Annotated in this window: 15 protein-coding genes; 9 read left to right on the forward strand and 6 right to left on the reverse strand. The window is 57.3% G+C overall.

What is annotated here, in order from left to right:
• Nucleotides 1-507: 507 nt before the first annotated feature.
• The 4 genes from FJ145_15655 to FJ145_15670 form a co-directional block, all read right to left on the reverse strand.
• A complete protein-coding gene (locus FJ145_15655) occupies nt 508-807 on the reverse strand; it encodes a hypothetical protein (GenBank protein ID MBM4262851.1) in 300 nt (99 codons plus the stop codon).
• A 5-nt stretch (nt 808-812) separates the two neighbouring features.
• Nucleotides 813-1,244, reverse strand: a complete 432-nt coding sequence (locus FJ145_15660) for a DUF814 domain-containing protein (GenBank protein MBM4262852.1) — start codon at nt 1,242-1,244, stop codon at nt 813-815.
• 2 nt (nt 1,245-1,246) lie between these two features.
• The gene (locus FJ145_15665; protein MBM4262853.1) at nt 1,247-1,453 is read right to left on the reverse strand and encodes a hypothetical protein; all 207 of its coding nucleotides are present in this window, start codon (nt 1,451-1,453) and stop codon (nt 1,247-1,249) included.
• 186 nt (nt 1,454-1,639) lie between these two features.
• Nucleotides 1,640-2,431 carry a class II aldolase/adducin family protein gene (locus FJ145_15670; protein MBM4262854.1) on the reverse strand — a complete coding sequence of 264 codons (792 nt, stop codon included), beginning with the start codon at nt 2,429-2,431 and terminating at the stop codon, nt 1,640-1,642.
• 545 nt (nt 2,432-2,976) lie between these two features.
• On the opposite strand from FJ145_15670, the gene FJ145_15675 reads away from it, so the two are divergent.
• From FJ145_15675 to FJ145_15715, 9 genes are all read left to right on the forward strand, one after another.
• Nucleotides 2,977-4,020 (forward strand): hypothetical protein, encoded by a 1,044-nt coding sequence (locus FJ145_15675; GenBank protein ID MBM4262855.1) that lies wholly within the window; start codon nt 2,977-2,979, stop codon nt 4,018-4,020.
• A gap of 142 nt (nt 4,021-4,162) precedes the next feature.
• Nucleotides 4,163-5,065 carry a hypothetical protein gene (locus FJ145_15680; protein MBM4262856.1) on the forward strand — a complete coding sequence of 301 codons (903 nt, stop codon included), beginning with the start codon at nt 4,163-4,165 and terminating at the stop codon, nt 5,063-5,065.
• Between the two features lie 213 nt (nt 5,066-5,278).
• Nucleotides 5,279-7,525, forward strand: coding sequence for a xanthine dehydrogenase family protein molybdopterin-binding subunit (locus FJ145_15685; GenBank protein ID MBM4262857.1), 2,247 nt, complete (start codon nt 5,279-5,281; stop codon nt 7,523-7,525).
• 276 nt (nt 7,526-7,801) lie between these two features.
• The gene (locus FJ145_15690; protein MBM4262858.1) at nt 7,802-8,308 is read left to right on the forward strand and encodes a hypothetical protein; all 507 of its coding nucleotides are present in this window, start codon (nt 7,802-7,804) and stop codon (nt 8,306-8,308) included.
• Nucleotides 8,305-8,907 carry a thiamine pyrophosphate-binding protein gene (locus tag FJ145_15695; GenBank protein MBM4262859.1) on the forward strand — a complete coding sequence of 201 codons (603 nt, stop codon included), beginning with the start codon at nt 8,305-8,307 and terminating at the stop codon, nt 8,905-8,907. The genes FJ145_15690 and FJ145_15695 overlap by 4 nt, the downstream gene beginning before the upstream one ends.
• A 42-nt stretch (nt 8,908-8,949) precedes the next feature.
• A complete protein-coding gene (locus FJ145_15700) occupies nt 8,950-9,978 on the forward strand; it encodes a hypothetical protein (GenBank protein ID MBM4262860.1) in 1,029 nt (342 codons plus the stop codon).
• Between the two features lie 119 nt (nt 9,979-10,097).
• Nucleotides 10,098-11,543: an amidohydrolase gene (locus FJ145_15705; protein MBM4262861.1), complete on the forward strand. Its 1,446-nt coding sequence runs from the start codon at nt 10,098-10,100 to the stop codon at nt 11,541-11,543.
• A gap of 55 nt (nt 11,544-11,598) precedes the next feature.
• Nucleotides 11,599-12,321 (forward strand): AzlC family ABC transporter permease, encoded by a 723-nt coding sequence (locus FJ145_15710; protein MBM4262862.1) that lies wholly within the window; start codon nt 11,599-11,601, stop codon nt 12,319-12,321.
• The gene (locus tag FJ145_15715) at nt 12,303-12,623 is read left to right on the forward strand and encodes an AzlD domain-containing protein (protein ID MBM4262863.1); all 321 of its coding nucleotides are present in this window, start codon (nt 12,303-12,305) and stop codon (nt 12,621-12,623) included. Before FJ145_15710 ends, FJ145_15715 begins: the two co-directional genes overlap by 19 nt.
• Before the next feature lie 95 nt (nt 12,624-12,718).
• On the opposite strand, the gene FJ145_15720 is transcribed toward FJ145_15715, so the two are convergent.
• Together FJ145_15720 and FJ145_15725 are read right to left on the reverse strand one after the other, a co-directional pair.
• Nucleotides 12,719-13,825: an MFS transporter gene (locus FJ145_15720; protein MBM4262864.1), complete on the reverse strand. Its 1,107-nt coding sequence runs from the start codon at nt 13,823-13,825 to the stop codon at nt 12,719-12,721.
• Nucleotides 13,826-13,909: 84 nt separating this feature from the next.
• Nucleotides 13,910-14,257, reverse strand: coding sequence for a hypothetical protein (locus FJ145_15725; GenBank protein ID MBM4262865.1), 348 nt, complete (start codon nt 14,255-14,257; stop codon nt 13,910-13,912).
• Nucleotides 14,258-14,407: the final 150 nt, after the last annotated feature.

Raw genomic sequence — 14,407 nt, forward strand, 5'->3', positions numbered from 1 at the left:
ACGAACAGCGGCGCTGACCAGTCGCCGGGTCACCCGCTCGATTATACCGCCCCAAACTGCCGCCCAGCATCCGCGTCTACGTATGTGCCGTTGACCGTCGGTGCGGAACCTTAGAGCGGAGTTATGGTCGGTGCCAATCGGTTGACTAAGTAAACATACGTAACTTATATTGCGGTTTCTCAAAACAAACCTGACCACGACAGCAACTTGGGAGATCCTATGCAACCGCCTCGCAGATCACTCCTGTATTATTGCTCGTCTTGACGGCTTTGATTTTGCAGAAACCACTTTTGGAGCGGCGACACCTACGATGCAACCGGAACCTTACATCTTGATTCTACTGGGCGGAGTGCTCATTGTAGTCGCGATCGGTTTGCGCTACTTGATCAAGCGAAAGCACCACGATTCACAGTGATAAGTAGTTGTACTTACTTGGTTTTGTCGATCGGTGCGAGCCGGCGCCTCAGCGTGACAGTGCGTCGACGAAGCCCTCGTCATCGAGCTATTTTACCCAGTGTAAATCCCAAAGAGACATGGGGTTGATGCCTTTACAGTCATATCGCCACCTTTGCTTGGCGCGCAGAAAAACGTGATCTTTTGTCCCTGCTTTGCTCGTTCGTAGACTAACTCCAAGTGTTCGATCATCACATCGGACGCGCCGTTGAAGAGCGACTCCTCAAACTCCGGCTCAGGGTGAATGCGGATCACGTTGACATCTAGGTCGTAATGGCGCTTGGCCATCTCGCGAATGGCGAAAATCACCGGCCGGCGGTCGACGTCGCGGTAGGCTAATTTCAGGCTTTGCATGGCATTCAGTCCGTGTGTTTTTGCGCTGCAGCGAGCTTCAACTTGGAGTCGGTAATCCGCGTGGCAAAACTGATATCGGGACGAACTTTTAGGACGTCGCCTTTAGCCACATGAACGGTTCCGGTCTTGACGCCGCGCGGCTTCTTTACAAAGCGCGCCCGCGTGCAGTGCACCGGCGCAAGCCCCGAGTTGCGCGCCTTACTGTGGTATAGCGCCACTGCCGCTGCCTGGCGCAAGGTCTCGCGGCTTGGTTCTTCGTTGTCTTTAGCTCGTAGAATGACGTGGCTGCCGGCCACGCTGTCAGCATGAAACCAGTAATCGTTGTCGTCCGCCAACTCCGTGCTTAAGAAATCGTTGTCCGCGTCGGTGGCGCCGGCCAGCACCGTCCAACCACCCGGCAGCTCGTAGTGAAACAATCGTGGTGTGAATTCTTTCAAGCCTATTTGCCGTAGAGCTTTTTGAAAAACCCTTCGTCTTCCATGCTCTTCAAGAGCGAGATATCGAGAAACTCGCCGGCTTTTCTGCCTTTGAGATAAGGGTACTGGTTGCTCAAGTCTTCAATGTCGTTCTGGATCGCTTCTTCCATCGGAAAGGGCCGCGCCGGAATCGATCCGAGCAGATAGTTTTTGTGCATCGAGTCGAGCATCTTGGGGTCTTCAAATACTTGCGATATGTGTTAAACCGAGCTTGGGCAGCAGGCGTTGCAGGGCGAGTCGGTGCCGGCACCGGTACGCCTCGAGCCGATGATCTTGCCTTTTAAACCTTGCACCGAGGTAATGCTTTGATGCGCGATCAGTTTGTAAGCGATGTGGCCCAAAATGAACCGCGCGTATCACGTGCGTTTCAGCCATTCTGTGTAGAAGCGCCACAGCGTTTCTGCGCCGCCGCCGCCCATGCCGGTCGATTTGCGCGTAAGAAATTGGTGTTGGTCCTCCGGCGAGATCGCCGGGACTTTGCCGAGTAGCGCGGCTTGCAGATTGAATTTCGCCAGATCGTCGAGCTTGATCGCTTTGATCGTCGCATCCTCGACGCTGCTGCCGCAGACGACCACGCCGTGGCCGCGCAGGATGCAGATGTCGTTGTCGGCCATCACGGCCATCATTTCGCGCACATGCTCCACCTTGTGCAGCGTCAGACTGCTCTGATAGACGGGAATCCCTTTAATCGCCATGCGCATGCCGCGCGGGTCGTAGCCGCCGTAGATCGGCCGCAGCTCGATGCCCGCCTGACTGGCCAGCACGATGGACGGCGGATGGGCGTGGACGATGCCGCCGACGTCGGGGCGCGCTTTGTAAATTTCGCCGTGAATCACCGACTCATTGGGGGTTTTTAGAACGATTTTAGGATTTAGCTTTTGGCCGTTGAAATCCGCCAAGACAACTTCGCTGGGTTTTGTGAACAGCAGCCCGCTTTCTTGTTTGCCGCGGCCGCGAATCCACATGTTCTTGCCGTCGGCGCTGCGCGCGCTCACATGGCCCGTGGTCTCTTTGAACTGACCGAGCTTGGCGAGGATTTGGCAGGAGAGCGCAACTTTTTTGGTGAGGTCGGCGTCAACCTTGGAATTTTGGATTTTGGATTGCCGATATTGGATTGTCGCCCGGCGATAGTTGGTTTTGGTTTTCATGTTCAGTGAACGACGTAGCACGCCGGTTTTTGCCCGTCAACGCGAAGCACGGTAGGGGCAGTCCCCCGTGTCTGTCCGCCTGGACGAGGGGCTGTGAAAAAATCAAATCCCCCTGTATCCCCCTTTTCCAGCTGCGAACTTCGCCAAGCGGACGATCAAGGCGTCGATCCGCAATGGCAATCGCAAGTCGAGGCGCAACGCGAGAGAAAATGGCAGCGGCTTGTCCCCTTCGAGGTCGAAGGGAAGACGCTGGGCATTGTCGGTCTGGGAACCGTGGGTGATGCGCTTTCGCGCGGCAACCGCTGCCGCAAGACTCTGAGCTGTGGAATTTGCCGAATGTGATCGTACGCGGCGCAACGCCGGTATCACCAGCCAAAAATGGCCGGCGGTTTTGCCGGTGTTTAAAGACAATCTGCGGCGTTTTCTGGCGGACGAGCCGCTGAACAATCTGGTCAACAAAGAGTTGGGTTACTGAAGCGCCGCGCCTTGTCGGCGCCAACGGCCTGTAGTAAGTAGAAGGCAACAAAACGCTCAAGGGTAAAACTATGGCATCGATCCTTTATGTCGCATCTGATGAAGGCGTGGTGACACTGAAAAGCGAAGATGGGCGCAATTGGAAACAAGAGTATCATGCGCTGAAAGACTGGCAGATTCCGGAAGTCGCGGTGGCGCCCAACGCGCCGAACAAAGTCTACGCCGGCACCCGCGGCGACGGCGTGTGGATGAGCGAGGATTTTGGTGCCACCTGGAAGAAGCCTTGTTACGGCAAGCGCGGGCCGGGCAAAGTGCGCTGCCTGACTTTCGATCCGCACGATCCCAACACGATCTATGCCGGCACGGAACCGATTGACGTGTTTGTCACCCACGATGGCGCCAAAAACTGGGAGCGGCTCGACTCGGTGTGGAATATTCCGTGGGTGTCGACGATCACGTACCCCGTCGCTGCGGTGGAGCCGCACGTGCGCGACATTACCATCGACCCTAAAGATCCGAAGACCATGTACGTCGCGTTGCAAGTGGGCTACATGTTGAAGACCATCGACGGTGGCAAGAACTGGGAGCTGCTCAATAAGAATCTTGACTGCGACGTGCACACGATCGTGCTCCATCCCGACGACGGCAACAAAGTTTTTATCGCCACCGGCGGCCATGACGCTCGCAAAGCTCAAGCGCCGGGCCGCGCGCTCTACAGCAGCGCCGATGGCGGCAAGAGTTGGGCGCCGATGGCGATGGAGTTCAAAGAAGAATACTCCGTGCCGCTGGCTGTGCATCCGACCAAACACAACGTGCTTTATTCGGCGGTGGCCAATGGCCAACCGGGGCAATGGCGCAAACGCAACGGCGACGCTCAAGCTTTCTTGATCCAATCTACCGACACTGGTAAAACCTGGAAGAAACTGGACGGTGCGGTCTCGCAGGCAAGCCAAAGTTTCGTCGAGAGTATCGCCTTCGATCCAGCCAATGCCGACCGGCTCTACGCCGCCCAACGAAGCGGCGACCTGTTCGGCAGCGACGACAGCGGCGCGAGCTGGTTCAAGCTGAACCTGGGGGTGCCGGAACTCTCCGACATGAAGACGGCGCACGCATAATAAAATCGTTTCGGGTTCCGGGTTTCGAGTTTTGGGTCTTCAGACTCGATCCGGAACCCGGATCAGTTAACCTGAAACCCAATGCGAGACCTTGCCCGATCGACTTAGTCAAGACGAAACCCGAAACGCGGAACTACTATTTATGGCAAATCTCGTCGGCTGCGTGGCCATGTCCCACGCGCCTCAATTGATGCTCGATCCGAGCCACTGGCATTTATTGAACAATCGCCAGCGGGAAAATCTCCCCGACAAGCCGGAGCTCGCCGGTGAGACCGATGATGTGAAGTGGACCAAGTGGAAGGGCTGCATGAGCGCCATCGAGCAGCTCCGGCAGAAAATCGAAGCGCTCAAGCCCGACGTGCTAATCGTCGTCGGCGACGATCAACATGAAAATCTTGTCGACGACAATATGCCGCCGTTTACGATTTTCATGGGCGCCGACGCCGAAGCGAGCCTTAGCTTGCGTTACTTAAATCAAGCCAAGTCGGAGAACCGCACCAAGTACAACATCGACGCCAAGATGGCCGAATCGTTGGTTCACGGTTTGATGGATCAGGGCTTCGATCCGTCCTATTCGAAAAAGACGCGCTACGATGGCGGTTTGGGCCACGCGTTTGCCCGCGTGCTCAAGTTTCTCGTGCCGAAGAACGAATGCCGGGTCATCCCGGTGATGGTGAATACTTATTATCCGCCGGCACCGTCGGCTAAACGATGCCTGCTCTTTGGTCAAACCTTGGCGAAGTTGATTCGCGAATATCCGAGCAACGATCGCGTCGTCATCGCCGCATCGGGCGGTTTAAGCCACACGAAGATCGACGAAGGGCTCGATCAAAAATTCCTCACGGCGCTCAAATCGAACGACACCGCTTACATGGGCGCCATGCCGTCGTCGGTGTTCCGCGAAGGCACATCCGAGATTTTAAATTGGATCGTCATCCAAGGCGCCGCCGATCGACCCGGCAAGCTGGTGGAATACTCGCCGCTCTACAGGACCAAGACTGGGGTCGGTTGCGCTATGGGATTTGCTTACTGGGAGTTGAACTAAGTTTAAGTTTAGCTCCCCGTGAGGTTGCGACAGCCCTCCGTGCTTTCATTTCCTAATCTGGACGACAGCTTTTGCCGAAAAAACCCGAAGAATGCTTCGACAAGTTCAGCATGAACGGATTTTGACGAGCAGGTTTTCTGATTCCGTTCGTCCTGAGATCGTCGAAGGACTCCGGACGGGTTTTCGGGAGAATCGAATACGGAAACTCCAAAAATGAAAAAGAAAATCATCGGCACTCCGACAATCCGTTCCGAAGGCCGCGAGAAAGTTTCCGGCACCGCCGTCTACGCAACCGACGTTGTGCTACCCAACATGCTGTGGGCAAAAGCGCTGCGCAGTCCGATTCCCTACGGCCGCATCAAACGCATCGACACGAGGAGTGCCGCGGTGCTGCCGGGCGTGCATGCGATCGTCACGGGCGCGGACTGTAGGGGCCAGATTATCGGGCGCAAAATCTATGACATGCCGGTGTTGCCTGACGCAGTCGTGCGTTTCGTCGGTGAGAAGGTGGCCGTGGTCGCGGCGGAGAGCGAAGAAGTCGCCGAGGCGGCTTGCGAGCTGATCGACGTCGAATATGAGGAGTTGGAACCGTTGCTTGATCCGTTCGCGGCGGCGCAGCCGGACGCGAATTTGCTCCATCCCAACCTGCAGAGCTATCGCGGCCTTTTGCACGAGATCAAAACGCCGAGCAACGTTTTCGTCGACATGACCTGGACTAAGGGTGACGTCGAAGCGGGCTTTCGCAGCGCCGACATGGTCGTCGAGAACACTTTTACGACGCAGCCAATGCACCAGGCTTACATCGAGCCGCACTCCTGTGTTGTTGCCATCGATTCGAAGGGCCGCGCCGATGTCTGGCACTGCTCAAAAGTCCCATTCGCGTTGCGCGAACAAGTGGCCAGCGCGTTCAAGAAAACCACCGAAGATTTTCTCATGCGGCCTTGCTACATCGGTGGTTGCTTTGGCGGCAAGGGCGATTTTATGGACGTGCCGGTGTGCTACATGTTGGCACTGAAAAGCGGCCGCCCGGTGAAGATGGTGATGGATTATTCAGAGGAGTTTATCGCCGGCAATCCGCGCCATGCGGCCATCGTCAAAGTAAAGACCGGCGTGAAAAAAGACGGCCGCCTCGTCGCGCACAAGATGGAATACCTCTACGACAGCGGCGCCTATGCGGCGTTCAAGCCGCAGGGATATCTGGTTGGGCCGAAGGAAGCCGCTGGGCCGTATAAGATTCCCAACGTCTACGTCAACGAAAAAATCGTCTACACCAACAAAATTCCCTGCGGTCATATGCGCGCGCCGGGCGAGCCGCAGGGCTTTTTCGCCAACGAATCCCAAATGACCCAACTGGCGGGCCACTTGGGGATGGATCCGATTGCGTTTCGCAAAATCAATTTGATGCACGATGGCGATACTTTACCGACCGGCCATGTCGTGCCGCACATTAGGAGCGATGAGACTTTAGCAGTGGCGCTAAACGCATCGGGCTACAACAAACCGAAGCGAAAAAATGTCGGTCGTGGCTTGGCGCTGGCGCAGTGGCTGCCGCTCGGCGGTGAGGGCCACGCGTTTGTCGAAGTGGACATGGAAGGACACATCACGGTTTCGACCGCGATGGTCGATCAAGGCGCGGGCACCTACACTTCGATGCGCCAGATTACGGCGAATGAGTTGCAGGTCCCCATCGAAGAAGTAGGGTGTCGGATTCTCGACACCAGCCGGGCTGCGGCTGACACTGGCGTGGGGGCGAGCCGGGCGACGCGGATTTTTGGCAACTCGACTCATGGCGCTGCGGTGCAGGTTAAGGAGAGACTCTTGCAGGCTGCGAGCGAAATGCTTGGCGCGAGCAAGAATGATCTCACTTTGACGGGAAGCGGCGCAGTACGCGGCATTGGCGGCAAGCAGATCTCCTATCGCGAAATCGTGCAAAAACTCGGCGCGCCGGTACGCTTCGAGGGTGCTTACAAAAACTTCGAAAACGGTCCCGAAGCCGCCCTGGTCGTGCAAGTGGCGGAAGTGGAGGTCGATGTTGAAACCGGACAGGTCGTTCTGAAAAATTTCACGACGACGCACAGCACGGGCACGGTGATCAATCCGCTGATGCATCAGGGACAGATCGATGGCGGCGTGGTGACCGCGATCGGTTATGCGCTGATGGAACAGCTGGTGATCGAACAAGGCAAGGTCGTGACGACCAACTTTGGCGAGAGCAAGATTCCGTCGATTCGTGACATTCCGCCGTTGAAGACCGTCATCGAAGAATTCCCGGTGGGCAATGGACCCTACGGCGGCATGAGCATCGGCGAGCCGCCGGTGCTGGTCGCTGCCGCGGCGATTGCCAATGCTGTGGAAGATGCGGTGGGCGTACGGATTAGGGATTTGCCGATCACGGCAGAGAAAGTGTTGCACGGCTTACTCACCACGAAGAGCACGAAGGACACGACGTTGCCTTCGTGATCTTCGTGCCCTCCTGCGAAAAGAGCATGGTCCGGTTACCGGCAGTGACCGATAGCCCCTTCCGCCGCCTCGGCGGAAGGTTGGGGTGGGGGGCACACGCTTCAAGACGTCCCCACTCTAACTCTCCCTCGAAAACGTGGGAGAGAACCGAATTTTTATGATCCGTTGGCGTGCGTCAGCACATGAATCACTTCGTGGTGAATCCTTCCTTTATGACTCGGCTGCACGCCCGCGCCGTTGCTACGCTGCTCCGTACCTGGTAATGCACTCCCATCTATGAAAGACGAACTTGCCAAACGGCTCGTCAAGAGTCTCAAAGATGCCGGCATTAACTTTGTCACTTATCTCCCGGAAACTAGGTTGAGTCAGATCATTCCTCTGATTCGCGACGATCCTGAACTGGAGCTGATCGCCGTCGCCAACGAATCCGAGGCGATCACCATAGCGGCTGGCGCGACGCTGGGCGGCAAGCAGGCCGCCGTGTACATGGAAAACACCGGTATCTACACGGCCTGCTATCCGTTGGTGACCGTCGGCAATCAGCTCGGCGTGCCGATTCTTTTGGTGATCGCCTATCTCGGCGGCGTGCCCGATTGGCGCAACAGTTTTCTCTACGCCACCATCGGGCGTCACTCGATTCCGGTGCTGAACGGTCTTGGTCTGCAGAATCAAGTGCTCGAAGACGGCGACAAGTTGGAAATCAGAATCAAAGACGCGGTGCGCGCGGCCAACTCGCAGCGCCAGCCCTATGCGCTGCTGTTCGCCGGGGAGTTCTCCGAATGATTCGCTACGAATGTTTGCAACTGCTCGCCAGCAAAATGACCAATCAACTGGTCGTGACTTCGCAAAGCGGCCAGCGCATCGAGTGGTCGCATCTGTCGAAGCATGAAGGCAACTTGCTGGTGGGCATGATGGGCTGCGCCATTGGCGTGGCCACCGGATTGGCCCTGGCTTTACCGCATCGTAAAGTGATTGCGTTGGATTCCGATGGCAGCGTGCTGTTGTCGTTGTTCAATTTGGCGACGCTAGGAAACTTGCGGCCAAAGAACTTGGTCGTCTACGTCTTCGACAACGGCGTCTACAGCGGCAGCCGCATCAGCTATCCGACGGCGACGGCCGGGAATACCGATTTGGCGGTGATGGCTAAAGGCGCCGGTGTCGTTAACGCGCACACGATTCGCGATTTCGCAGACTTCAAAACGCAGGGCATCGAAGCGCTGAGTAAAAACGAATTGTCGTTTTTCGTCTGCAAAGTCGAGGAGAGTTTGATGCACCGTGAGATTCCGCGGCCGGTGACGGATTTGGCGGAGAATAAATATACCTTTGTGCGCTATCTTGAACGGAGCGAGGAGAGAGTGATCCCGTTTGTCGGACGGGGATGAAGAATTGACCGCAAAAAGCGCAAAACGCGCAAAGAGCTGAATATGAAACTGCGAAATCTCTTTTCCTACGGGCTGCTGATTTTTACTGTCATTGTCTCAGCATCCGTCGTTCGCGCCCAAGACTACAAGGACAAAACCCTAACCACTATCGTTGGCTACTCCCCCGGCGGCTCGTTCGATCTTTACGCGCGCGTGCTGGCGCGCTACATCGGCCGCTATCTGCCCGGCAATCCGACGCGCATCGTCGAGAACATGACCGGTGCCGCTGGGATCATCGCGGCGAATCATCTCTATAACCGGGTGAAGCCCGATGGGTTAACCATCGGTGCCTGGGCATCGCCGTTGATTCTGCAGCACATCATGGGGAACGAAGCGGTGCAGTTCGATGGGCGCAAGGTTGGTTATCTGGGTATACCTGCAGAATACGACACGGTCTGTACGTTCAACCAACAGAGCGGGGTCAAGACTTTCGACGATTGGGTGAATGCCAAACGGCCGATGAAGCTTTCGACCATCGGTCCGGGGACGAGCACATCGGATGTTCCCAAGCTTTTGAAAGTGGCGCTCAATTTGCCGATGGACGTGATCGATGGCTACAAGGGCGGCGCCGACGCGCGTTTGGCCGTCGAGTCGGGTGAAGTCGATGGCTATTGCGGTTCCTGGGGAACCGTCGATTCGGTGTGGCGCAGCGCCTACGAAAGCAAAAAGATCGTGCCCATTGTGCAGGGGATGATGAAACCCAACCCCCGACACAAAGATATTCCGGTGGCGGTCAAGTTTGCCAAAAGCGACGAAGCGCGCGAGCTGCTCAAGATCGCCGACGATGTCCATATCGCGCAATTTGTTTTCACTGTGCCGCCCGGCATGGCAAAAGACCGATTAGAATTGCTGCAGCGGGCGTTCATGCGCGCCTTCAAAGACCCGGACCTGCTGGCCGAAGCAACTCGTGCGCAGCTCGAGGTCGCCCCGGTGGACGGCCCGACTGTCACGAGAACACTGACGGGTCTTTACGACCTCAAACCGGCGACGGTGGCCAAGCTGAAAGATATTTTGTTGCCCAGAAAGAGATGAGCTGACCGAAGGGAGCATCCTTCAACAAGCACATGAACGAGTGGCGGTTGTGCTAAGGTCTGTTTTTGTCCGTTCGTCCTGAGCCTGTCGAAGAACTCCGAGTGCATTTTGGAGATCCCATGGCTGACCACAAAGAAAAGAAATTCGTCTTCGACACAGTCGAGCGCAACAGCGAGTCGATCGCGCTTCTCTGCGATAACATCTTCTATTTCGCCGAGCTGGGCATGCAGGAGTTCGAGACGTCCGGACTCATGATGGAGCTTTTGCAGAAGGCTGGCTTCTCCATTGAAAGAAATCTTTCCGGCATGCCCACCGGGTTTGTCGCGACCTACGGTTCTGGCAAACCCGTGGTGGCGCTGCATACGGAGTTCGACGCGACGCCCGCGTGCTCGCAAAAAGCCGGAGTGACAGAACCGACGCCGATCGTCGACGGCGCGCCGGGCCATACCGAAGGACACAACGTCAACGGCGCCGTAATGATCGGCGCGGCGTTCGCGATCAAAAAAGCCATGGATGAGTTCGGGCTCAAAGGCACGCTGAAAGTTTTCGGCGCGCCGGCGGAGGAACAGGTGGTCAGCCGGCCCTATTTCGTGCGCGACGGCTATTTCAAAGACGTCGACGTCGCGCTGCACGATCACATCGGCGTCGGCTTTGGCACGACCTACGGCTTGCGCCAGTACGCCATGATCTCCGCTGAATTCACCTTCAAAGGCCAGAGCGCCCACGCGGCGACGGCGCCGTGGAAAGCGAAGGATGCGCTCGACGCGGTGGTGTTGATGGATTTAGGTTGGGACAAGCTGCGCGAGCATTTAGAACCGACGCAGCGCAGCCACCGCGTCATCACCAATGGCGGCGATCAGCCCAATGTCATTCCCAACAAGGCAACCATCTGGTGGTTTTTCCGCGAAGCGACGGCGGAAAAGACCCGCGCGCTGTTCGACAAAGCCAAGCGTATCGCCCAAGGCGCGGCGATCATGACCGACACGACCTATTCCGTTAACGTGCTCAGCGCGGTGTGGCCGACGCGAGCGAACCGGACATTGGCGGAAGTGATTCAAGCGAACGTCGAGCAGATCGGCATGCCGCAATGGAGCGAAGGCGAGCAAGGCTTGGTGGGCGAGCTGCAAAACAAGTTGAACGTCAACGCGACCGGCATGCCGACCAAGATCACGCCGTTAAAAGAATGCGTGCAGGCGGTCTCCGCCAACGATTCCGGCGAAGTGACGTGGGTCGTGCCGACCGGTTTAATTACATTTCCCTCGAATATTCCCGGTGTGTCGTATCACCACTGGTCGGCCGGTGTGTCGCTGGCAACTTCGATTGCCCACAAAGGCGCAGTGGCTGGCGCAAAAGCGATGGCGGCATCGGCAGTGGATTTGTTCATCGATCCGCAGCTGGTCGCGAAGGCCAAAGAAACCTTCAAAGAAGAAATCGGCGACACAGTTTACGAACCTTTGCTGCCACCCGATCAAAAGCCGCCGCTGGAACTAAACCGCGACATCATGGAGCGTTATCGTGCGGTGATGCGTGAACACTACCTGAAAGACAAGCCGGTGTTTAGTTGAGAAGGTGAAGCGGGGCGACGCTTATACTCCGCGTTCCTTCCCCGATTTTGAGGCGATGTCTTTCTCCGCGCGATTTTCCCAGGGCGCCAAGGCGGCGATTCCGATCTGGATTGCGTTCGTTCCTTCTTCTCTTGCCTGGGGCATCGCGGCTCAATCCCACGGCCTTACCCTCCAAGAAGTTTTCCTGATGTCGGCTTGGGTTTATTCTGGGCCGGCGCAGTTTGCTGTGCTGGTGCCGCTGGCCGAGGGAAAATCGGCTGCCACCGTGTTGATCGCGGGTTTGCTGATGAACTTGCGTTTCTTGCCGATGAGCACGGCGTTGGCGCCGTTTTTCCGCGGCGTGAAACGCTTGCCGCTGTTAATCGCTTCGCATGTTGTTAGCGCGAGCAGTTTCATCGTTCCGTATCTGCAATTCCAAAAAGAGCGCGAGGCGAGCGGTGGCGCGTCGGTGGCAGATGGCTACGGCAATCTTGGTTTTTTCGTCGGCATCGGTGCGACGGCGTTCACCGTTTGGGTCGTGGGGACAACCGCTGGCTTCACCGTCGCGTTGGGTTTTCCGCCGGGGTTCGAAGAGGCGCTCAAGTTCATCCTGCCGGGATACTTTGCCGGCCTATTGGTAGCGGAGATGAAAGGCAAGACAATGCCGTTGATTTGTTTCGTCAGCATCGTCACTGCGATTCCCGGCGCGTTGCTCAACCCCGGTTGGGGTTGGTTGGCGACGGCGGCATTGGTCGCGATCATTGGTTGGGGTTTGGAAAAATGGCTTTCTCGCGCCTAGAGCTGATCTTTATTCTCGGCGCCTCGGCACTGCTACTCCGGGCACTGCCGCAGTTGTTTCTCGTTGGCAAGAGTTTCCCCGAAACTTGGGATCGGCTGCTGCGTTATCTTTCTTACGCGCTGCTCTGCGGTTTGATTTCGATCACGCTGTTTATGTCCGGCGCGCGCTTCGAATCGGACAGAGCACTTTACCGCGGCGTCGCGTTGGCGGTGACAATCGCGATTGCCTACAAGACCAAAAGCGCGGTTACGGGGATGTTGGTGGGAATGGTGCTGGTATTGCTGTTGTCGTGGCTGGGATAAGAAAATATCTCGCGCAGAGGCGCAAAGGACGCAAAGGTTTCAGAATTCCCTTTTTCCGAACTTCGTGCTCTTCGCGTCTTCGTGGTGAAAACCCCCTATCGCCCCTGCTCGCGAACCGCGCCGATTAGAAAGCCATAAATCATCAGCGGCACAGTCGTCGTCAGGATCATCGCCAGAACAATATCGCCGGTGCCGGCGATGACTTGCGCGGCTATGAGCGGGGCGACGACGCCGGCGAAATAGTGCAGCGACATGATGATGCCGCTGGCGGTGCCGGCGTTGCCGGGTGGGGCGGTTTCCTGGGCGAGGGCGACGACGAGGGCCGGCACTGAAGCTTTGATGATGCCGAAGATGGCGATGCCGATGGCAATCGCCAGCGGTGTGCGCAGCCAATAGAAAACGATGAACGCCGCGAGCGCGGCGGGGAACGCGCTCAGTGCGACGACGCGCTTGCGGCCGAATTTATCGGATAGATTTCCTAAACAAAACGAGCCGAACATGTTGGCGATGCTCAGGATGCCCATGATCCAGCCGGCTTGGTTGAGGTCGAGTCCCTTGTCGGTGCGCAAGAGCGTCGGTGTCCACGCCGCCGAGGCCCAGAATACCGAGCCGCCGACGAATTCAGCGAGCGCGAGCAGGAGAATGGAAAACGATAGGGCGCTGCGAAACGAGCCGGTTTGCGCGGCGGTTTGTTTAACATGTTTGTCGCGAATCCAAATGAGCTGCAGCAGCATGTCCGCCGCGGCGATGATGCCGACGCACACAAAAGCCGTGCGCCAGCCGTAGGCGGCGGTGATGCGGCTCGCCAGCATCGCGCCGATGGCGCCGCCGATGCCGTAGGCCACCGAGACAAGACTCGCGCCCAGGCCGCGGCGATGCGGCAGCAAGTCCGACATGATGGCGTAGAGCGACGGCGGCGTGAAGCCGTAGCCGATGCCGGTAACGCCGAGACACAAAAAGTGGAGCAGATGATATTCGGAAAGGCCGGCGCCGGCGAAGCCGATGGCCAATAAGCTCAAGCCCGTGATCAGCACGGTTTTGCGGCCGATGCGGTCCGCCAAGCGGCCGGCGATGCTGCTGGTGAGCGCCGCAATCAGCATCATCACCGAGAACAAACTGCCAGCGGCGACTTCCGAGAGCGAAAAAGTCTGGCGAATCTCCGGCAGCGCGATGCCCAGCGTCGCCACCATCATCGACGGCATCAAGTTCGAGCAGGGGACAATGGCGACGGATAGACGATCGCGTCGCTGCGACTCTGGCGCGCTTGTGGGGTTGATGGAAAATCCTTACTTCAGCGGAATGAAAACGTAGTGGCGCGGCTGGCCGCCGACGACTCTGGTGATGTGCCCATGGCCGGTGGTGTCCTCCGCAAGCATCACATCGCCCGGACCGAAATGGCGGATCGTGCCGTCGCCGGTTTCGATCTCGACTGCGCCCGAAAGCGTGATGACGTACTGGCGGTTGGGGGCAGAGTGATAGGTGCTGTAATGGTCCGCCGGCGCGGTGCGAAACATGATGCCATGGGCCGGTTCGAGCGCCGATGCCATCATGTGCTTGACGGATTTCAGTTCGACTTCGACATCTTCAAAATGGGATTCGTTATCAGCGCCGGTATAGAGTCTGACGATCTTCATGTGCCGGGTTGTAGGAGAAACGCTGTGGAAAAGCAAACACCGTGGACACGCGTTGCGTTACTCGGGGGAACGGGGTGATCTGAACGTTTGAGATTTATTTGATCTCGCCTCGAAAAACTTTAGCACCGTACTCGCGGTTCACCGCCTGCA

Source organism: Deltaproteobacteria bacterium (genome assembly GCA_016874755.1).
In the GTDB taxonomy this organism is placed as follows: Bacteria; Desulfobacterota; Binatia; order UBA9968; family UBA9968; genus DP-20.